Raw genomic sequence first — 20,057 nt, forward strand, 5'->3', positions numbered from 1 at the left:
ACGTTGTCTGGTGCACCCTTTCTTGGGGACAGCGACAGGGGATTGCGAGCATTGATTTGGCGTTAAACCTCTTTGTTGCTGACCTGATCCTCGCCCAGCAGTGCCTGCCAGAGGGTAATCACCCGCTCACGGTGGGCGGCAATCACCGGGTGCTGCTCCAGTCGCATCAGGCTGCCGTGCTTCTCCAGCGCCAGGCGATGACTGACATCGCGATAGGCCAGATAGGCCTCGCGCAGCTCACCGGCCTGCTCGCCCGGCAGCTGTCCACAGGACTCGAGGGTTTCCAGCAGTCGCATGTTGTCGCTCCACTCAAGCAGAGCAGGCACCTGATGACTCAGCGCCAGCACGCAGTACTGGGCGAGAAATTCAATGTCGACGATGCCGCCGGCATCCTGCTTGAGATGGAACTGGCCGGCCTCGCGGTCCTTGGCGCTGCTGCCCAGGTGATCACGCATCTTGTGGCGCATGGCGATCACCTCCTGGCGCAGCGTCTTCTCGTCCCGCTGCTGACCAAGCACCTCACGGCGCACCTCCTCGAAAGCCAGCGCCAGCGCCGGGTCTCCCGCCACGGCCCGCGCGCGCACCAGCGCCTGATGCTCCCAGGTCCAGGCTTGGGTGAGCTGATAGTCCCGGAAGGCCGCCAGACTCGAGACCAGCAGCCCCGAATTGCCCGACGGGCGCAGGCGCATGTCGACCTCGTAGAGCGCACCGGCCGGCGTCACCGCCGTCAGCAGATGGATGATGCGCTGCCCCAGGCGCGTGAAGAACAGCGGGTTGTCCAGCGGCCGCGGGCCATCCGTCTGGCCCTTGCTGGCCGCATCATGCAGGAAGACGAGATCCAGGTCCGAGCCATAGCCCAGCTCGATGCCGCCCAGCTTGCCGTAGCCGACGATCACGAAGCTGCCACTCAGGCTGTCGCCGGTGATCGGCTGGCCATCGCGCCCGATGGGGAAGCCATGCTTGCGGGTCAGGGTCTTCCACGCCATCGCCAGCACCTGTTCCAGCACCACCTCGGCGATGAAGGTCAGATAGTCGCTGACCTTCATCAGCGGGCGGGCACCGGCGATATCGGAGGCCGCCACGTGCAGCACCTGGGCATGGCGGAACACTCGCAAGGCCTCGAGCAGCGCTTCTTCATCATCTTCGGGGATGCGCGACAGCGCGGTGCGCAGCTCATCGGCGAGGCGCGTCTTGTCGGCGGGAGAATAAAGATTATGCGGGTGCAGCAGCTCGTCGAGCAGCACCGGATAGCGCGCCAGCTGTTCGGCAATCCAAGGGCTTGCCGCACACAGGCGCATCAACTGCGCCAGCGCATCCGGGTTCTCGCGCAGCAGCGCCAGATAGGCCGTTCGGCGCAGTACCGCCTCGATCAGCGGCAAGACGCGCTCCAGCACAAGGCTGGCATCGTGCTCGCCGGGCTTCTCGGGGTCACCCGCCGCCGAGCCCAGCGCCTGCAGCAATGGCGGCATCAGCGCATCGAGGCGATCAAAGCCGATGCGCTGCATGCCCTGCACCGCACGCGACCGCCGCAGGCTATCGAGACGGCGGAAACTCTCAGCCGCACTCTTGAAGCCGCTCTCGGCGAGCAGTGCCTCGCCCTCCTCCGCCGTCAGCTCGCCGCGCCATAGCGCTCGCCATTCATCCAGCGCCTGCTGGCCTTCGCCCTGCTCGGCCTCGTCGTCTTCCGGCGCGGCGATCACGTTGTCGAAGTGATGGCGGATGCGCATACGCACCTCTTCCAGGCGCGCGGTGAGTGCCTCCCAATCGGGCAGTTTCATGGCCAGCGCGAGACGCTCGCGGCCCAGCGGATCCAGCGGCAATGTCTGGGTCTGGCGGTCGGCCTGGGCCTGCAGGGCATGTTCAAGATCGCGCAGGAAGACGTAATCCGGCACCAGCTCATCCACGACCGCCTGCGGCAGCAAGCCCAGGGCTGGCAGGCGCGCAAAGGCCTGCTTGAGCGAGGTGACCTGCAATTCCGACTCACGCCCGCCCCGAATCAGCTGGAAGGCCTGGGCGACGAACTCCACCTCGCGAATGCCGCCGGAGCCGAGCTTGATGTTGTCGGACAGCCCGCGCCGTTTGACCTCTCGATTGATCATCGCCTTCATCTCGCGCAGCGACTCGATGGCACCGAAATCCAGATACTTGCGATAGACGAAGGGACGCAGGTGCGCGATCAGGCGCTCGCCGGCAGCGACGCTGCCCGCCACCGGGCGCGCCTTGAGCATCGCGTAACGCTCCCATTCGCGGCCCTGATCCTGATAGTAGCTGGCCAGCATCGAGAAACTGCCGACCAGAGGCCCGCCGTCCCCCAGCGGACGCAGCCGCATGTCGACGCGGAACACGAAGCCATCGGCGGTCATCGCGTCCAGCGCGGCAATCAGCTTCTGGCCGAGGCGCGTGAAATATTCCTGATGATCCAGAGACTTGCGGCCACCGGATGTCTCGCCCTTGTCGGGAAAGGCGAAGATCAGGTCGATATCGGAGGAGAGGTTGAGCTCGCCGGCGCCCAGCTTGCCCATGCCGAGCACCACCAGCCGCTGCGGCTCGCCGAAGCGATCCGGCGCGGGGCGGCCATAGCGCGGCTCGAGCGACGCTTCCAACCAGCCAAGCGCGCCTTCGAGGGTGACTTCGGCGAGGTGCGAGACCGCCGCCGCGGTCTGCCACATGTCGGCGCCGTTGAGGTCACGCCACACGATGCCCAGCATGCGCAGCTGGCGGAAACGCCGCAGCACCTGCTGCATCGCCTTCTCGTCATCGGCACTGGCGAGACCGGCGGCGAGGCGCTCAGTGAGCTGGGCGACCGGCAAGGCGCGCTCCAGCTCGCCACTCTCGAGCAGTTCGGACAGCAATTCAGGGCGGCGGCACAGCGCCTCCAGCGCGAAGTCGGACAGCGTGATCAGACGCCCAAGCTGCCTGCGCTGACGCTCATCGAGGGCCAGAAAGGTCGCCAGCGGAGAGCTGTCATCGCCACGCATCTCGCTGAGATTCTCAGCCTGGGTCAGGCTCTCTTCGAGACGCTCCTGCGCGGCGTGCAGGGCGCTCTCGAGCGTGGCACGGCTGTCAGCCGACTGCTCGGCCAGCAGCGATGACGGCGCAAGGAAATCAGCGGGCAACAGTGGGCGGGACTGCGCGGGGGATGGCTGGGGCATGGTCGTCTCCTTCGATCCAGCCCTCAGCATAACGGAGGCCGCAGGCACATGACACGGCCCTGCCCGCTGCCCCTTCCATTGATGAGACCAGGGCGAGGACGTTCAGCCGAACAGCTTGTCGTAGAGCAAGGTGCCCCAGGTCAGCCCGGCGAATATCAGGCTGATCATCACCGCCGCCGAGCCCATGTCCTTGGCGCGCCCGGACAGTTCATGGAATTCCGGGCCGATGCGGTCAATCGCGGACTCCACCGCCGAGTTGAGCAGTTCGACCATCAGCACGATCAGCGTGGAGCCGACCAGCAGCAGCCATTCGACATGCGAATCACCGATCCACCAGGCAAACGGCAGCAGCAAGGCGCACAGCACGATCTCCTGGCGGAAGGCCTCTTCGTTGCTCCAGGCGGCCTTGAGGCCCTTTAGCGAGTAACGCGCGGAATGCTTGAGGTGGGTCAAGCCGGTATGCCGTGATTTCATCTTCGGGTCTCGTACAGAAGCAGCACGGGGGCTGCAAAGGCCGATCTTTCAATCGGACGACGTCTGCCAGCAACACGCCTCGGGAGAGCTCGCAGCACACCGGCCAGCGACAGCGCAGCGCTGCCTGCGCGAATTTCACGACCAAAGGCTACCCGAGGCCTCATCGACGGGCGTGCTCTAATACCGCCAGGCGCTCGATGACGGCGGCGATGATAGCAAAGCACGCGCTGAAGCGGCATTGTCGATCCCGTCCTCCAACAACAACAAATCAACGCCGGGAACTGCCCATGCCTTCGCTATCACACGACACACGCCAGACGCTCAGCCGCGGACTGGCGCGCAACTTCCTCGGCCAGTCGCCACGCTGGTACAAGCAGCTGATGTGCCTGTTTCTGATCACCAACCCACTACTGCTGTGGTTCAGCGGCCCGCAAGGTGGCGTGATCGTCGGCTGGCTGCTGCTGGGGGAATTCATCTTCACGCTGGCGATGGCGCTCAAGTGCTACCCCCTCCAGCCGGGCGGTCTGCTGGCACTGGAGGCCGTCGTCATCGGCATGGCCTCACCGGAGGCCATCATGCAGGAGATGGAGCGCAACCTGCCGGTGATCCTGCTGCTGATGTTCATGGTGGCCGGCATCTACTTCATGAAGCCGCTGCTGCTGTATGCCTTCACCAAGATCATCCTCGGCGTGCGCTCCAAGACCTGGCTGTCGCTGATGTTCTGTCTCTCAAGCGCTCTGCTGTCCGCCTTTCTCGATGCCTTGACGGTGACGGCGGTCATCATCGGCATCGCGGTGGGCTTCTACTCCGTCTACCACAAGGTGGCCTCGGGCAAGCATTTCGATACCCAGCATGACCATGCCAACGATGTCAGCGTCGAGGCCGTGCACAGTGAAGACCTCGAGGATTTCCGCGGCTTTCTGCGCTCGCTGCTGATGCATGGCGCGGTGGGAACCGCGCTGGGAGGCGTCAGCACCATGATCGGCGAGCCGCAGAACCTGGTGATCGCCAAGGCCGCTGAATGGGACTTCATCGACTTCTTCCTCGCCATGGCGCCGGTCACCGTGCCGACCTTCTTCGCCGGCCTCGCCCTGTGTGTGCTGCTTGAGCGTGGCCGCTGGTTCGGCTACGGCCAGCGACTGCCCGCCAGCGTGCGACGAATTCTCGAGGATTATGATCATCATCAGGATGCACGGCGCACGCCGCGGGAACGCGCCGCGCTGATCGTGCAGGCCGTGGTGGCCGTGCTGCTGGTACTGGCGCTGGCACTGCACATGGCAGAGGTCGGGCTGATCGGGCTGGCGGTGATCATTCTGCTGACCGCCGGCAACGGCATCACCGATGAGCACCAGATCGGCCGCGCCTTCCAGGAATCACTGCCCTTCACCTCGCTGCTGGTGGTGTTCTTCACCATCGTCGCGGTCATCCACGAGCAGCATCTGTTCCAGCCATTCATCCAGTGGGTACTCAGTCTGCCCATCGAGGAGCAGGCCGGCGCACTGTTCCTGGCCAATGGGCTGCTCTCGGCCATCTCGGACAATGTCTTCGTGGCCACGGTGTACATCACCCAGGTCAAGAACGAGTTCGTGGCCGGCAATATCAGCCGCGAGCACTTTCATGCGCTGGCGGTCGCGGTGAACACCGGCACCAACCTGCCCAGCGTTGCGACCCCCAATGGCCAGGCGGCGTTCCTGTTCCTGCTCACCTCCGCCATCGCGCCGCTGGTCAGGCTTTCCTACGGGCGCATGGTATGGATGGCATTACCCTACACGGTGCTGATGACGCTGGTCGGGTTGGCCACCGTGCGCAGCTTCATCTAGCCAGCGTCTTGACGAGAACCTTGATGAGAGGCCTGACGAGAGCCTTCCGCCAGCGCCTCCTGTTACCGGGGCCAACCGCACACCCGGCTGGCCCCGGTTGCGTCAGTCTCATCCCAATGTCGATATCGCGAGACTTCCCCACAGCGTCGCTTGCAGGCACTGTGAGGTGACGCGTCTCGATCAGACGCCGTGACACCCTTCAAGCAGGAAGACCGCCAACACCAACGCCATCCACAAGGAGACAGCCATGTCCCGCGCACTGATGCTGCACGAAGAGACACCTCGCGCCCGAGTCGTCGACCTCTCCGATGATCAGCTACCTGACCTGCCCGTCACGGTGGCCATCGAGCGTTCAGGGCTCAACTACAAGGACGCACTGGCCATCACTGGCCGTGGCAAGATCGTCCGCGAGCTGCCCTTCGTGCCGGGCATCGATTTCGCGGGACGCGTCGAAGCCTCCGACTCGCCGGACTATCAGCCGGGCGATGAGGTCATCCTGACCGGCTGGGGCGTGGGCGAGCGCCATTGGGGTGGTCTGGCCGAGCGCATGCGCGTCAAGCCCGAGTGGCTGGTCAAGCGCCCTGCCAATCTGAGCGCCGAGCAGGCCATGGCCTTCGGCACCGCCGGTTTGACTGCCATGCTGTGCGTGATGCGCCTCGAGGAGGCCGGCCTGACGCCCGAGCAGGGCCCGGTGATCGTCACCGGCGCCACCGGCGGGGTCGGCAGCTGGGCCGTGCAGATGCTGGCCAAGCAAGGCTTCGAGGTTCACGCGGTCAGCGGCAAGGCCGAGCAGCGCGAATGGCTCGAGTCACTGGGCGCGAGCGAAGTCCATCTGCGCAGTGATTTCGAGGACAAGGGCCGCCCACTGGAAAAGAGCCGCTGGGCAGGCGCCGTGGATACTGCCGGTGGCCAGGTGCTGGCCAATCTGCTGGCGCAGATGAATTACGATGGCAAGGTGGCGGCCGTGGGCCTCGCGGCGGGCGCCGACCTGCCCACCAGCGTGATGCCGTTCATCCTGCGCGGCGTCTCGTTGCTGGGCGTCGATAGCGTCATGATCAATGCCGAACGTCGTCGAAAGGTCTGGCAGCGTCTGGCCGACCTGCCGGATGAGATGCACGCCCAGATGCAGCTCGAGACGGTCGGTCTGGAAGGCCTGGCCGAGCGCGCCGAGGCGATGATCGACGGACGCGTCAGCGGTCGCGTGCTGCTCGACCCGACGCGCTGAAGACACTCGACGCACGACTCGCGACGGAAAATTTGTCCTCGCAGCGCCAAAAACGCTTCAAGTCCTTGATTGTTGCGGTGCAATAGCGATTTTGGCGTTAGCCAATGCCCTCACACAACGCTATGCTCTTGTTATCTCGTTGCGCCCTGTCGAGCGTCCCGAGTGCCCTCCCCTCAGCCATGCCGGGCGTGTGGAGGACCACCCCGCCTTCGGGCGGGGTTTTTTGTGTCTGTCATTCAGGCCATGAACACGAAAGCCCCGCCGATTGGCGGGGCTTTCGTGTCATGCGCTCGCGATCAGGAGCTCAGTTGCGCTCGATCATCGCGGTCAGGTCCTCGGCGACCGGATCCAGCACCTGCGGCCAGGACAGATAAGGCACCGCCGCCCGACCGTTGACCATCACCGCGAAGGCACCCCAGCGGCCACTTTGCGTGCGGAAGTATCCCGAGATGGCGCGCACCGGCACCGGGTTGTTGAGCGTGCCTGTCTTGACCATCACGTGATTGCGGAAGGTCTCGCTGCCACGGCGGATGAAGCGCATCGGGCCATTGACCGGTGCCTGCAGGCCCGCCACGAAGGTGGGGAACAGCGCCGGGCGGTGATACATGCTGTCGAGCAACGCCACCAGCCCACTGACGCTGGTGCGGTTCTGGGAAGTCAGGCCGCTGCCGGAATACATCGTCAGCGGGCCGTGCCCGGGAATCGCGCTGGCGAAGGTTTCAAGCTTGGCACCGCCCTGGCGCAAGGTGGCCTGACTGCCGCCGACCAGCGCCAGCGTCAGCTGGTCCGCCATGAAGTTGTTGGAGTAGTTGAGCATGCGCGTCAGCAACTCCTGCATCGGCTTGCCTTCGACGCTACCGAGCTGCGCGGCGCTGGAGGGCGGCGCCGTCGAGGTGATATCCACCCCGCCGGTCACCGTGATCCCGGCGCGCGCCAGGATGTCGCGCATCAGCTCACCGGTGTACAGCGCAGGATTGGAGACGGCGCGGTAGATACTGCGCGGCTGGCTGTCGGCGGCGATGGTGCCGGTGACGACCAGCGTATCGCGACCGTTGCTGGTGGTACGGCGGGCATTGATGGCGCTCTTGCCCCCCGCGCCGACCGTAGTGACCTGGTTATCGAAGATCTCGGTGGGCTGGGTGGTATCGCAGCTGGCCAGTCGCGCCGGCGCCTGACTGCCCGCACCCGGCATCACCTTCACGCACCAGCTGGCATAGTTGCTGGCCGCGGACGACAGCAGCGCATCATAGGCGTTGCTGGAACGCCGCGAGGCATTGCAGCGATCGGTACTGATGCAGGGCACCGGCCCGAAACGCCACTGACTGATCAAAAGGCGCCCTTCGACACGGCGGATGCCCCGAAAGCGCAGCTCCTCGGTCAGCCGCCACAGCTCTTCGCTGGTCAGCGCCGGGTCGCCGCTGCCCTCGAGCACCAGGTCACCGGTCAAGACACCGCCGCTGATCGTGCCCGTACTGCGCAGACGCGTGGAGAAACGATACTGCGGACCGAAACGGTCCAGCGCCGCACCGGCGATATAGAGTTTGGACAGCGAAGCCGGCGTCAGTTGCTGGTCGGGATTGACCGAGGCCAGCGTCTCGCCGGTATCGAGCATGCGCGCCTGGGCACTGACGATGAAGCCCTTGTCAGTCAGCCGCGTCAGGTTGTCAAAGCCCGCCGCCTGCGCCGGGCCCGCCACGACAAGCGTCGCACCGGCCGCCATGGCCAGTCGGCGCAGCGAGCGCGTGAAACGCAGCGACTTGCCCGCTGCTGCGGGGCGCGCCGCCTTCAGCAAAGGCAACAGGGGAGAGAGTCGGGAGGGTCGCGCAGAGGTCGGTGCAGTGCGAAATAGGGGCATGAGGCATCCAGTGACGTCGTCGGTGAGCATCCATGTCACAGCCGGGAGGCGCCGTGATGCCCCTAGCTTAATGAGGACTGGCGCTGGAAAACAGATGCAGGACGGCGACACCGCCCACGATCATCGCCAACCCCAGGATGGCCGGCAGATCCGGCATCTCGCGATAGACCACCGCACCGAAGACGGTGACCAGCACGATGCCGAGCCCGGACCATACCGCATAGGTCACACCCAGCGGCAGATCACGCAGTACCAGCGTCAGGAAATAGAAGGCGATGCCGTAGCCCACCACCACGATCATGCTGGGGCCGAGTCGTGAAAAGGACTCGGAGGCCTTGAGCGCACTGGTCGCGATGACCTCTGCCAGTATGGCCACTGCCAGGAAGACATAACTCATCGAATCACCTCGTATTGTGGTGGACCAGCTGCTGCTCGCGCGCGGCCTTGCGCGCCAGCAGACGGTGCATCACGGCATCGAACAGCGGATTGAAGATCATGGCCCAGACCAGGAAAAAGGCAACGAAGCCGAGATCCAGCAGGAGTGCCTGCCACAGCCCGAGGTCGAGCCAGGCAGCCACGATGAAGACGGTCACCAGTACCAGGCCGAGTTCGAAGCCGAGTGCCTGAGCGATGCGCTGGGCCACGCTGCGCTGGCGGGTCGGTACCCAGCGGTCGAACATCCAGTTCCAGACCGTACTCCAGATCACCGCCAGTGTGGACATCACCACCGCCAGGCTGCCCATGCTCGCCAGGTCGTGCCCCGTGACCAGTGCCGACAGCGGCGCCACGAGCAGGATACCGCCCAATTCCAGCAGTCCTGCCTGGGCCAGACGTTCTTTCTTGGAACGCATGTCATACCTCCTCTCGATCACCGCGTGTGATGCCGGATGGGCGGAACGACGCGGATGGAGGAGGCATTCTAGAGAGATACAAGATGGTTTAAAGTTGGCATCCATCTATTATTCAGATGGATCAAGGCGCGAGGCGAGGCAATGAACTGGACCCTGGAGCAACTGCAGACACTGCGCTGCGTGGCGGAGACGGGCTCGTTCTCGGCGGCGGCGCGGCGTCTGGGGCGCGCGCAATCCGCAGTCAGCACCGCCATCGCCAATCTGGAACTGGACCTGGGCTGCGAGCTGTTCGATCGCCGCCCTCGCACGCCGGTGCTGACGCCCGCGGGCAAGGCCATGCTGCACGAAGCCAACAGCGTGCTGATGCAATGCCAGCGCCTGGAGGCACGCGCTCGCACCCTCAGCCAGGGGCTGGAAGCCAGCCTGACGTTGGCGATCGATGAGGCGCTGGTAGAAATGCCGCCGGTGATGGCGGTACTGGAAAAGATGGCGGTGCAATACCCGACGCTGACGCTGAATCTGCTCAATGGCGCGCAGGATGAGGTGGCCCGCTGGGTGGAGCAGCACCAGGCCAATCTCGGCATCCTGTTCTATCAGCCATTGGGTGTCATGGCGCTGGAGCGCGAGGCGCTGGGGCGACTGGAGCAGGTGCTGATCGTGGCACGCAACCATCCGCTGGCGCAGCTTGAGAGCCCGACCCACAGCGACCTGGCGGATCACCGCCAGCTGATGATCGGTCAACGCCAGCAACTGGAACCCGGCCACGAGGGGCCACGCTCACAGCGCTTCTGGCAGCTCAACAGCTTCTATGCGATGGCTGAGCTGACGACGCGCGGACTGGGCTGGGCGCAGGTTCCGCGCCATATCGCCCACTACCCGCCCTTCCAGCAGCGTTTGAAGATTCTGGACTTGAGCGCGCTGGGCGCCACCGCCGACATCGATATCGAACTGATCGCGCGCCGCGACAGCCCTCGTGGCCCCGCGGCAAGCTGGCTGCGCCAGTCACTGCGCGACACCTTCCACAACAGCCACGCCGCTATCGCCAACCAGAATCTGCCACCGGCGTGATTCACGTCAGACCTGCAGCGGGTAGCGCTCGGGCGTGTGTTCAAGCTGGCACTCGAGTCGCCACAGCGCCTGGCCAGACTCGTGATACTTGCGCTCGAAGTGCGTCAGATAATCGCCCTGCGGCTCGAAGGCGTGCGCCGTCACCTCGACACCGGTGGCATGCCCGATGGCCTGGGCGAATTCCCGGGCGTAGATTTCCCAGTTGGTGCGCAGCTCAAGCTGACCACCCAGCGCCATGATGATCGGGAATACCGGGTGGCCCTGCCAGCGCATCTTGAGGTGGCGCGCCTTGGGATAAGGATTGGGGTACAGCAGGGTGTGATGCGCAGGTGCCCAGCCCGCGGCGAGCGCCAGACGCCAGAAGTCGACGAGGTCCGCGCGAACCAACAGGGCGTTGTCCGGCAGCTCGCCATGCTTGCGACTGAGACGGTCTTCGCTGCGGTCCACACCGATGACAGCATGGTCCGGGTGCGCCAGTGCCAGTTGACGCGTCGATCGCCCGACGCCGCAGCCACTGTCCAGCCACAGGGGCCTGCCCTGAGCCGACAACCACCGTTGCGCTTGCAGGAACGCTTCGCGGGTATGTTCCGCCACGGGTTTGCGCAGCGGATGCGCCATCGCACGGCGCACGCGACGCTCGATATCCTCGTGGGGGCCGGTCTGGGGAGAATCGATCTGGCGGGAGTTGGCGTACATCAGCAGTTCCGATAGCAACGGGCAGGAAAATCACGCGCGGAGTCTAGCAGATGCGCCTGCATCGGGCTGCGCCATATGGCGCACAGCCCATCCGGGGCCGGCGGTGCAGAAAGGCCTGGGCACAAAAAAGGCGCCTGCCTCGCGGCACGCGCCTACACCAACTCAAACAGCCAAGACAGAATGTCAGCTTGTTTCTCGAAAATCAAACAAACGTTTAATCACGATCACTCCATGCCATGACAAGTACAAAAACAGGCCAGAGGGTCTCGCACTGAGCGCAGAGATATCGCACAGTGTTCGCAGCAAGCGCTCGCTGGCGCGCCCGCGTAGAGGCAGGGGTGCATGACGCCTGTATTGAGGGGGTGTTATCATCCGCCCATCATTTGGACGAATATCCGCAGAGGTATCGCCCAGACCAACGACTCACAGTATTTTTACGAGGAAAGCGGCTTGTCACACTTACCGGTGATCGTCGGCATGGGCGGCGTCAATGCCGCCGGCAGAACTTCGGGCCATCAGGCGTTCCGACGCACGGTGCTCGACTCCCTGCCGGAGACAGACCGTCAAGAGACCCTGCTGGGGCTCGCGTCGCTCATGAACCTCGCCCGCTGCGATGATCAGGGCCAGTGGTTCGATGCCGAAGGCCAACCCGCCGAGGCTCAGGCACTCGCGGAGCGCCTGGCGGACCAGGTGCTGTCCCACACCCTGATTCGTCGCATTGAAGACGAGCGCTTCAACGCGACCGGCATTCCTGCCAATCGTCAGTCAAAGCTGGCGCTGGGCCAGGACTTGACCTTCACGCTGCGCAGCCGCCAGCTGCCGGAACAGCCGCCCGCTGACTGGCAGATCCGCGAGCTGGACAACCGTCATGTCGAAGTCACGGTACCGGCCGGCGAATTCGAGGTCCTGCTGCCCGATCATCGTCAGGCGCTGGTGCGCGCCGCGGGTCAGCTGCCCAGCGGCTTCGCGCCAGAACAGCTCTATCGCAGCGTGCATCACCCGCGCGGCCTGTCGATGACCATCTTCGGCGCCAGCGACTGCCTCGGCGACAGCGGCCTGGACTGGGATGCGCTGCGCGATAGCCTCGATCCGGACGATATCGCCGTCTACGCCGGCAACTCCATCGGCCAGATGGATGCCGAAGGCTGGGGCGGACTGATGAAGTCATTCGTGGCCGGCGAGCGCGCCACTTCCAAGCAGATGCCACTGGGCTATGCCCAGATGCCCGCCGACTTCCTCAATGCCTATGTGCTGGGCAATGTCGGCGGCGCCGGTGCAGCGATGGGCGCCTGTGCCAGCTTCCTCTACAACCTGAAGCTGGGCCTGAACGACATCCGCAGCGGCCGTCGCCGCGTGGTGATGGTCGGCACCGCCGATGCGCCGATCACGCCGGAAGTCATCGAGGGCTTCCGCAGCATGGGGGCTCTGGCCGATGACGAGAGCCTCAAGGCCCTCGACGCGCTGGAAGTGCTCACCGACAGCGATTACCAGAAGGCCTGTCGCCCGTTCGCGCGCAACTGTGGCTTCACCATCGCGGAAGCGACCCAGTTCGTGATCCTGATGGCGGATGATCTGGCGCTGGACACCGGCGCTCGCATCATCGGCAGCGTGCCGGACGTGTTCGTCAATGCAGACGGCTGGAAGCGCTCCATCTCGGCACCCGGCGTCGGCAACTACATCACCCTGAGCAAGGCGGTAGCGCTGGCGCGCGATATCGTCGGCGATGAAGGCGTGCGCCAGCGCAGCTTCGTGCACGCACATGCCACCTCCACGCCGAAGAACCGCACCACCGAATCCCATGTGCTCAATGAAGTGGCTCGCGCCAACGACATCCAGTCCTGGCCTGTGGTGGCGGTAAAATCCTTCGTCGGCCACAGCCAGGGCAGCGCCGCGGGCGATCAGGCGGTATCGGCGCTCGGCAGCATGGCGACCGGCATCCTGCCAGGTATCCCGACGCTGGATGCCATCGCCGATGACGTGCATCACAGCCATCTCGACATTCGCCGCGAGGCGCGCGAGTTCACCGCAGATGTCGCCTTCATCAATGCCAAGGGCTTCGGTGGCAACAACGCCAGTGGCGTGGTGCTGTCGGCAGATGTCACGCTGAAGTTGCTGGCGGCGCGACACGGTGAGGAGGCATTGGCTGCCTGGCGTGAGCGCAGTGATCTCTGCGAGCAGCGGCGTGCTGACTATCTGGACAAGGCACAGCGCGGCGAATTCACGCCGACCTATCGCTTCGGTGAAGGTGTGCTCGAAGGTCCGGAGCTGGAGATCACGGATCGCGAGATCCGTATCCCCGGCTATGCGAAGCCCGTCTCGCTCAAGGTCGACAACCCCTTCGGTTCGCTGTAAGCCAGGCTCGCTGCAAGACCGGTTGGCTACCCCTCCCGGGTTGCGCACTCGGTGACGAATCCCCTCGCGCGACTGGCAAGCCGCGCGAGGGGTTCTACACTCGGCGTACCAGGGGAGCCGGCGGCGCGACAGGCACTGCGCCCCGGCCTTCTGCGGCTCCTCATCCTTCGTCGTCCACTGCAGCCGGTCACCAAGCTGACCCGCTGCCGACAGAGCTCGAGTTCGTCATGCCCAAGAACATCGCCGTCTATCCCGGCACCTTCGACCCGATCACCAATGGCCATACCGACCTGATCGAGCGCGGCGCCCGCCTGTTCGACAAGGTAGTGGTGGCGGTGGCTTACAGCCCCAGCAAACGCCCTGCCCTGCCGCTGGAGATGCGCATCGATCTGGCACGCCGGATTCTGGCGCATCTCGACAATGTCGAGGTCATCGGTTTCAGCTGCCTGCTGACAGAGCTGCTTGAGCAGCAGAATGCGCGTATCATTCTGCGCGGCCTGCGTGCGGTCTCCGACTTCGAGTACGAACTGCAGCTGGCCAACATGAACCGGGCCCAGGCTCCGCACGTCGATAGCCTGTTCCTGACCCCGGAATTACAGAACTCCTACATTTCATCGACCATCGTGCGCGAGATATCGCGTCATGGCGGTGATGTGTCGCGTCTGGTGCATCCGCTGGTGGCCGAGACCCTCGCCCGGCATTTCACCGCTACCGACGACGACACAGCCACAAGCTGAGGACAGCATCATGGCCCTGATCATCACTGATGAGTGCATCAACTGCGACGTCTGCGAGCCGGAATGTCCCAATGGGGCCATCTCGCCGGGGGAAGAGATATACGTCATCGACCCGGACCTGTGCACCGAATGCGTCGGACACTTCGATGAGCCGCAATGTCAGCAGGTCTGCCCTGTCGACTGCATCCCGCTCGACCCGGCCAACAAGGAAAGCCGGGAAGAGCTGATGGACAAGTACCACATCATCACGGCCGCACTCGGCAACTGATTGCCGCCTGCTCCGACAGCCGTCATGACGATGACATGGCCTGTACTGCGCCACATCCGTCGTGACGGCTGCTGCCTGCTTCTTCTTGCCTTCTCCGCAAGCCTTTTTCAAGCGCTCCCCGATAGCCTTTCCTGCAAGCTCCTTTTCTCAAGCCCTTTCCTCAAGCTCGGCCCTGACAGGCGCTTCAGCGCCTGCCCCCCAACGCGGCGCCTCTTGCCGCGAGAAACCAGCGGGTAACGAAACCGACTGGCAAAGACGTCGACCAGCGACACTCTTCGCCCTCGATCACGATCTCCCGCGACGCGCTGCCTGTCATTGCCTGCTCCCGCCAGTCCCACTGCTGAGATGGCCAGACAACGTCATGGTCGTCAGCTTGCGCTCGGCCCCCTGCCTAAACGGCTACGCAATCAATACCAAACGCTACACCAGGTTATTTTCTGTTAGGATAATGTAAACAAAATATTCTACCCTGTAGTGATAAAGTCACCGACCGCACCCTTTCACGCGCACGGATTGCCCATGTCCTCTCGCTCTCTTTCTACCGTTTTCAAGCGCCCCTTCCCGGGGACACGCACACAGCTGCCCAATGCCGGCACGGGAATGCTGCTTGTCATGCTGGCGATCATGGTGGTCTTGATCGTGGTGCCGCGCCCGCAGCTGTTCAGCTCGATCGGACAGTACCTTGTCCCGCATTCACTGCTGGAAATGGGTGCGATACTGGTCGCAGTGATGTCTGCCGTCTCCATCTTCCAAGGGCACCGTCGGACACTGCCGACCAGCTTTCTGGTCATGGGGTGTGCCTTCATGCTCTCCGCCTTCTTCGACATGGTGCATATCTTCAGCTACGACGGCATGCCTGACTTCGTCAGCGAAGCCTCCGTCAGCAAGGCCATCCACTTCTGGCTGGCAGGACGGACCGCCTTCATCATCGCGCTGCTGGCTCCCTGCCTGCTGACAGCCCGTCCCGTGCCGCGCCGCTATCTGCCCGTGGCCTTTGGCGTGACGCTCGCCATCGGGTTAATGGTGAGCTGGATAGGCCTCTTTCATCTCGACTTCCTGCCAGAGACCTTCATCGTCGGCAGCGGCCTGACCGCCTGGAAGATCGGCTACGAGTGGGCTCTGGCACTGAGCGCTGCGCTGGCCGCGGTACTTCTGCTCGGCGCGCGCCGACTGCCTGAAGGCACCAATGCCGGCTGGCTGGCGGTCGCGGCGCTGGCCACGGGGGTTTCCGAGCTGTGCTTCACGCTCTATGCCTCTGCCTTCGATGCCTTCAATCTGCTCGGCCATCTGTACAAGGTGGTGGCCTACGCGATGATCTATCACGCCATCTATTCATCGCGCATGGTCTACCCCTATCAACAGCTGCAGAAAATGAGTGACGCTCTGAGTGAGGCCGAGCAACGCTGGCAGTTCGCGCTGGAAGGGTCAGGCGCCGGCGTCTGGGACTGGAAGCAGGACACCGATCACGTCTTCTACTCTCCGCAGTGGAAGGCCACGCTCGGCTTCCAGGAACACGAGATCGGCAGCAGCTTCGATGAGTGGAAGTCACGCATCCACCCGGATGACATGCCGCGCACTCTCGACGACCTGAAACAGCACTTTGAAGGCCACAGCGCAGAATATCGCAACGAGCACCGCATGCTGACGCGCAACGGCGAATGGAAGTGGATTCTCGATCAGGGACGCGTGGTGGAACGTGCCGAGGATGGCAGGCCTCTTCGGATGATAGGCACTCACAGCGATATCGACTGGATCAAGGAGCAACAGCAACGCCTGATCAGCAGTCGTGCCCGTCTACGCTCCATCTATCACTCCGCCCCGGTGGGCATCATCGTCGCCGATCGGGATGGCACCATCGCGGATGCCAACTCGGCCATGCATGCCCTGCTGGGCAAGAGTGATGCCGAACTTTTCCAGCAATCGCTGTGGGGGCTGTTCTCACTGGACGAGATCAGTCGCATGAAACGTGCCTGGGGCCAGCTGCAACGCGAGGGTGGCAGCTTTCAGGACGAATACCACATGCAGACCGACACGGGACAGATGTTCTGGGCAGAAGTCACCCTCACGCCGCTGGAGGGCGAAGAGCGCACCCTGGTATTGATCAACAATATCGAGGACCGCCGCCGCGCCATCGAGTTGCTCGAGGAGAACGCGACCCTGTATCAGGAAGTCTTCAGCACCGGCAACGCCATCAAGTTGCTGATCGACCCGGAACTTGCAGAGATCATCGATGCTAACCCGGTCGCCGCCGACTTCTATGGCTACAGCATCGGCGAGATGTGCGGCATGCCACTGGGCCGTATCAACGTGCTGGCCAGCCAGTCGCTCTCCAAGCGCATCCGTGCGGTCGTCAACCGTACCGACAACCACTTCGAGGCCAGCCATCAGCTTGCCAACGGTGAATTGCGTGATGTCGAGATCTTTACCGGCCCGGTGGACCTGAACGGCCGCACTCTTCTGTTCTCCATCGTTCACGACATCACCGATCGCAAGCGTGCCCAGCGCGACCTGCAGGCTGCCAACCTCAAGCTGTCGCGACTCTCCGAGAGCCGCAGCCAGATCCATCACCTCGCGGAATGCCTGCTGACCTGCTCTCAGCTCGATGAGATCACCACTCAGCTCAATGTTCGTCTGCCCAGCCTGTTCGCCGGCTGCGAAGGTAACGTGACCCTGCACGACCCGAATGACATCAATCAGACGATGCATATCAACTGGGGAACACCGCCCACCGACGCTCGTCACCTCAAGCAGACGTTGACGGTCGGGGATGGCCAGGTGGGGGAATTCGTGCTGCTTATCCCGCCGGAAGAGGACAGCCTGGAGCGCCTGCAGCCCTTGGCGGAGGATGTCAGCCACCTGGTGATGCTGGCACTGGCAGACCTGCAGCTGAAGCGAGGTCTGGCACATGAGGCGCGCAAGGACACGCTGACGCGCCTCTTCAACCGCCGCCACCTCGATGAGGTTCTGCCTCAGAAACTGGCCGAGGCCAGCATCGGCAACCCACTGTCCCTGGTAATACTGGATCTCGACCACTTCAAGCAGGTCAACGATACCTACGGGCACGAAATGGGCGATCAGGTCCTCACCCGCCTGGCCAACCTGATACGTGAGTCGCTGCGCAGCTCCGATGAAGCCTGTCGCTACGGCGGTGAAGAGTTCGTGATCCTGATCCCCGGTGCCAGCGCAGCGGTATCACGTGCACGCGTCGAGGCCATTCTCGAAGCCTTCCACGAAGAAGTCTTCGAGCATGAGACACTGGGGCCGCTGACCGGCTTGAGCTTCTCCGCCGGAGTCGCCAACGCGCCGCATGACAGCCAGGCCACCGACGCGCTGTTCAACATGGCCGACAATGCGCTCTATGAGGCGAAACGCGCCGGACGCAAACGCGTGCTGTGCTTCAACTCCCTGCCACCCGCAGCCGACAACCACGCAAGGCAGACCGCCCACTGATCGTGGCTCCCACCGTCCTTCGGACATGACAACGCCGACCTCAAGGGTCGGCGTTGTCGTGTACAGACTTGAGCGGCGCATACTCACCAGCCGCGATCAGGACATCTTCAATCCCAATCGACACGCGTGGTCTTGCAGCCCAGGCAGCGAGCGAAGGTCGCCTGCGCCGGGGTCGCGACCAGTACGCGCGCCGTCTCATCGATATTCTGCCCCATGGCCGCGAAGGGAGCCGACACGACAAAGATGGCAGCACCAACGACGGTCGTAGCCAGCAACAGTGGACGCCCGACAAGGGCATCGGCCACCATCATGCCTGCGCTGGGCGTGTCGTCACCCTGCTCGCTGGGCAGCTCGATGGCCTGCACCGGCGACGCCAGCATCAGCGTCATGCCAGCTGCTGCAAGCCCAGTGCGCAATCGCGTGCTTCGCTGAAGAATCGTGCGTTTCATAGTCAATTCCCTTGCGTCCGGACGCTCCATGCGTCCCTGTTATGGATCTTCCCGCCAGTGAATCTCTCGGCTGGCGCATGGCAGGCCTTGCCATCAAGTCACCAGAACTAGATTAGCGCTCCAGCGCCATTACGCCCAGCCCTGCCAGGCCTTATCCTGATCAACGTCATGGCTCGCCGCCCTCTCCCGGCTGACGTTACCTTCACCCCTTCATTCGGACTCATCATGCCCACCCCCTCCATGAAGACCGCCGCACTGCCTTCAGCCGATCGCCATATGTGGCGCCTGGCCTGGCCCATCATCCTTTCCAACATTTCCGTGCCACTGCTGGGACTGGTGGATACCGCCGTGGTCGGGCATCTCGAGGATGCGGTGTATCTGGGAGCGGTCACGCTGGGCGCGGTTCTCTTCAGTTTTCTCTATTGGGGCTTCGGCTTTCTGCGTATGGGCACGACCGGCATGACGGCACAGGCCCATGGCCGTGAAGACCACGATGGTCTGCGCACCCTGCTGGGCCAGGGCATCGGGCTGGCACTCGCCATCGGACTGGTATTGATCATCGCCGGCTCGCCGCTGATCACCCTGGGGCTATCGCTGATGGAGGCCAGCGAGACCACGCGCGCCCTGGCCCATGACTACGCCAGCATCCGGCTGTGGTCGGCACCGGCCGTGCTGATCAACTACGTGATTCTGGGCTGGTTCCTGGGGCTGGGGAATTCGCGCGTCACGCTTGGCATCCTCGTGCTGACCAATGGCGTCAACATCCTGCTCGACCTGGCCTTCGTGCCCGGCCTTGGCATGACCAGCGATGGCGTGGCGCTGGCCAGCGTCATCGCCGACTACTGTGCGCTGGCCACGGGTCTGTGGCTGGTCGCCCGCCAGCTCAGGCGCATGCCGGGGCGCAGTGATCGCGCAGCGCTGCTGTCTCTGCCCGCCTGGGGCGCGCTGATCCGCGTCAATCAGCATCTGTTCGTGCGCACCCTGTGCCTGCTGGGCGCGACGGCCTATTTCACCTCACAGGGTGCCAGTTTCGGAGATGATGTTCTGGCGGCCAATGCGGTGTTGCTGCAGTTCGTGATGATGACGTCCCATGCACTGGACGGCTTCGCCCAGGCAGCGGAGTCAGAGGTCGGGCGAGCCGTCGGCCAGAACGACTGGCAACGCTTCGCGCGCAGCGTGGGGGCGGCAACCCGCTTCTCCTTGATCACCGCGACAGCGGCCAGCGGCCTGCTCTGGCTCTACGGGCCGGCGTTGATCCACCTGCTGACCGACATTCCCGAGGTACGCGCCCTGGCCACCGTCTATCTGCCCTGGATGGTCGCCATGCCCCTGGTCGCGGTGTGGAGCTACCTGCTGGACGGCATCTTCATCGGTGCCACGGCGACGCGTGAAATGCGCAATACGCTGGTGATATCCCTGCTGGCCTTCATCGGCCTATGGCCGCTGCTCGAAGGCTTCGGCAATCATGGACTGTGGCTGGCCTTCCTGCTGTTCACCAGCGTGCGTTCTGCCGTGCTCGGCGGCTACTACCTGCATCATCGCCGCCATCATTGGCGCTGATGCCATGCCCGTTGGCTGAAGCCTCCAGCAGGTTGATGCAGCGCTGAAAGGCTTGTCGCTGGCATTGGCTTGCCGCTGGCATTGGTGTGCCACTCGACCA

At 63.9% G+C, this 20,057-nt stretch carries 15 protein-coding genes; 8 read left to right on the forward strand and 7 right to left on the reverse strand.

Translation table 11 applies throughout. From position 1 onward, the window contains the following. Positions 1-62: 62 nt before the first annotated feature. Positions 63-3,152: a bifunctional [glutamate--ammonia ligase]-adenylyl-L-tyrosine phosphorylase/[glutamate--ammonia-ligase] adenylyltransferase gene (gene glnE / locus AC5WNI_RS14835; RefSeq protein WP_368447698.1), complete on the reverse strand. Its 3,090-nt coding sequence runs from the start codon at positions 3,150-3,152 to the stop codon at positions 63-65. 102 nt (positions 3,153-3,254) lie between these two features. After that, complete coding sequence (locus tag AC5WNI_RS14840; protein WP_043334615.1) at positions 3,255-3,626, reverse strand: diacylglycerol kinase; 372 nt, start codon at positions 3,624-3,626, stop codon at positions 3,255-3,257. A gap of 287 nt (positions 3,627-3,913) precedes the next feature. On the opposite strand from AC5WNI_RS14840, the gene nhaB reads away from it, so the two are divergent. Next, the gene (gene nhaB / locus AC5WNI_RS14845; protein ID WP_175089608.1) at positions 3,914-5,446 is read left to right on the forward strand and encodes a sodium/proton antiporter NhaB; all 1,533 of its coding nucleotides are present in this window, start codon (positions 3,914-3,916) and stop codon (positions 5,444-5,446) included. 247 nt (positions 5,447-5,693) lie between these two features. After that, complete coding sequence (locus AC5WNI_RS14850; protein WP_175089609.1) at positions 5,694-6,671, forward strand: MDR family oxidoreductase; 978 nt, start codon at positions 5,694-5,696, stop codon at positions 6,669-6,671. A 304-nt stretch (positions 6,672-6,975) separates the two neighbouring features. Here AC5WNI_RS14850 and dacB read toward each other — a convergent pair whose 3' ends face one another. The 3 genes from dacB to AC5WNI_RS14865 form a co-directional block, all read right to left on the reverse strand. Then, positions 6,976-8,526 carry a D-alanyl-D-alanine carboxypeptidase/D-alanyl-D-alanine endopeptidase gene (gene dacB, locus AC5WNI_RS14855; RefSeq protein WP_249330404.1) on the reverse strand — a complete coding sequence of 517 codons (1,551 nt, stop codon included), beginning with the start codon at positions 8,524-8,526 and terminating at the stop codon, positions 6,976-6,978. Between the two features lie 67 nt (positions 8,527-8,593). Beyond that, positions 8,594-8,923, reverse strand: a complete 330-nt coding sequence (locus AC5WNI_RS14860) for a DMT family transporter (RefSeq protein WP_175089610.1) — start codon at positions 8,921-8,923, stop codon at positions 8,594-8,596. Between the two features lie 4 nt (positions 8,924-8,927). After that, positions 8,928-9,377 carry a PACE efflux transporter gene (locus AC5WNI_RS14865; protein ID WP_175089611.1) on the reverse strand — a complete coding sequence of 150 codons (450 nt, stop codon included), beginning with the start codon at positions 9,375-9,377 and terminating at the stop codon, positions 8,928-8,930. Between the two features lie 141 nt (positions 9,378-9,518). Here AC5WNI_RS14865 and AC5WNI_RS14870 point away from each other — a divergent pair, with 141 nt between their 5' ends. After that, on the forward strand, positions 9,519-10,445 hold the full coding sequence (locus tag AC5WNI_RS14870) for a LysR family transcriptional regulator (RefSeq protein ID WP_175089612.1): 927 nt from the start codon (positions 9,519-9,521) through the stop codon (positions 10,443-10,445). 6 nt (positions 10,446-10,451) lie between these two features. On the opposite strand, the gene trmB is transcribed toward AC5WNI_RS14870, so the two are convergent. Then, entirely contained in the window at positions 10,452-11,141 is a 690-nt protein-coding gene (trmB, locus tag AC5WNI_RS14875) for a tRNA (guanine(46)-N(7))-methyltransferase TrmB (protein WP_175089613.1), read from the reverse strand. Positions 11,142-11,618: 477 nt separating this feature from the next. Here trmB and AC5WNI_RS14880 point away from each other — a divergent pair, with 477 nt between their 5' ends. The 4 genes from AC5WNI_RS14880 to AC5WNI_RS14895 all read left to right on the forward strand — a co-directional run bounded on the left by AC5WNI_RS14880 (position 11,619) and on the right by AC5WNI_RS14895 (position 17,948). Continuing rightward, on the forward strand, positions 11,619-13,493 hold the full coding sequence (locus AC5WNI_RS14880) for a beta-ketoacyl synthase (protein WP_175089715.1): 1,875 nt from the start codon (positions 11,619-11,621) through the stop codon (positions 13,491-13,493). Between the two features lie 227 nt (positions 13,494-13,720). Beyond that, a complete protein-coding gene (gene coaD / locus AC5WNI_RS14885; RefSeq protein ID WP_175089614.1) occupies positions 13,721-14,230 on the forward strand; it encodes a pantetheine-phosphate adenylyltransferase in 510 nt (169 codons plus the stop codon). 10 nt (positions 14,231-14,240) lie between these two features. Continuing rightward, on the forward strand, positions 14,241-14,498 hold the full coding sequence (locus AC5WNI_RS14890) for a YfhL family 4Fe-4S dicluster ferredoxin (RefSeq protein WP_175089615.1): 258 nt from the start codon (positions 14,241-14,243) through the stop codon (positions 14,496-14,498). Between the two features lie 519 nt (positions 14,499-15,017). Continuing rightward, positions 15,018-17,948 carry a sensor domain-containing diguanylate cyclase gene (locus AC5WNI_RS14895; RefSeq protein WP_175089616.1) on the forward strand — a complete coding sequence of 977 codons (2,931 nt, stop codon included), beginning with the start codon at positions 15,018-15,020 and terminating at the stop codon, positions 17,946-17,948. 107 nt (positions 17,949-18,055) lie between these two features. On the opposite strand, the gene AC5WNI_RS14900 is transcribed toward AC5WNI_RS14895, so the two are convergent. After that, positions 18,056-18,337, reverse strand: a complete 282-nt coding sequence (locus tag AC5WNI_RS14900; protein ID WP_254627084.1) for a hypothetical protein — start codon at positions 18,335-18,337, stop codon at positions 18,056-18,058. Between the two features lie 285 nt (positions 18,338-18,622). Here AC5WNI_RS14900 and AC5WNI_RS14905 point away from each other — a divergent pair, with 285 nt between their 5' ends. Continuing rightward, positions 18,623-19,957, forward strand: a complete 1,335-nt coding sequence (locus AC5WNI_RS14905; RefSeq protein ID WP_254627085.1) for an MATE family efflux transporter — start codon at positions 18,623-18,625, stop codon at positions 19,955-19,957. The last annotated feature ends 100 nt before the right edge of the window (positions 19,958-20,057 follow it).

The organism is Cobetia sp. PDI-12MA, from assembly GCF_059507695.1.

Coding starts and splice junctions, on each gene's coding strand:
- AC5WNI_RS14880 (WP_175089715.1), top strand. CDS start 11,619: ATGGGCGGCGTCAATGCCGCCGGCAGAACTTCGGGCCATCAGGCGTTC.
- glnE (WP_368447698.1), bottom strand. CDS start 3,152: ATGCCCCAGCCATCCCCCGCGCAGTCCCGCCCACTGTTGCCCGCTGAT.
- dacB (WP_249330404.1), bottom strand. CDS start 8,526: ATGCCCCTATTTCGCACTGCACCGACCTCTGCGCGACCCTCCCGACTC.
- AC5WNI_RS14865 (WP_175089611.1), bottom strand. CDS start 9,377: ATGCGTTCCAAGAAAGAACGTCTGGCCCAGGCAGGACTGCTGGAATTG.
- AC5WNI_RS14905 (WP_254627085.1), top strand. CDS start 18,623: ATGCCCACCCCCTCCATGAAGACCGCCGCACTGCCTTCAGCCGATCGC.
- nhaB (WP_175089608.1), top strand. CDS start 3,914: ATGCCTTCGCTATCACACGACACACGCCAGACGCTCAGCCGCGGACTG.
- AC5WNI_RS14870 (WP_175089612.1), top strand. CDS start 9,519: ATGAACTGGACCCTGGAGCAACTGCAGACACTGCGCTGCGTGGCGGAG.
- coaD (WP_175089614.1), top strand. CDS start 13,721: ATGCCCAAGAACATCGCCGTCTATCCCGGCACCTTCGACCCGATCACC.
- AC5WNI_RS14840 (WP_043334615.1), bottom strand. CDS start 3,626: ATGAAATCACGGCATACCGGCTTGACCCACCTCAAGCATTCCGCGCGT.
- AC5WNI_RS14850 (WP_175089609.1), top strand. CDS start 5,694: ATGTCCCGCGCACTGATGCTGCACGAAGAGACACCTCGCGCCCGAGTC.
- AC5WNI_RS14895 (WP_175089616.1), top strand. CDS start 15,018: ATGTCCTCTCGCTCTCTTTCTACCGTTTTCAAGCGCCCCTTCCCGGGG.
- AC5WNI_RS14900 (WP_254627084.1), bottom strand. CDS start 18,337: ATGACGCTGATGCTGGCGTCGCCGGTGCAGGCCATCGAGCTGCCCAGC.
- AC5WNI_RS14890 (WP_175089615.1), top strand. CDS start 14,241: ATGGCCCTGATCATCACTGATGAGTGCATCAACTGCGACGTCTGCGAG.
- AC5WNI_RS14860 (WP_175089610.1), bottom strand. CDS start 8,923: ATGAGTTATGTCTTCCTGGCAGTGGCCATACTGGCAGAGGTCATCGCG.
- trmB (WP_175089613.1), bottom strand. CDS start 11,141: ATGTACGCCAACTCCCGCCAGATCGATTCTCCCCAGACCGGCCCCCAC.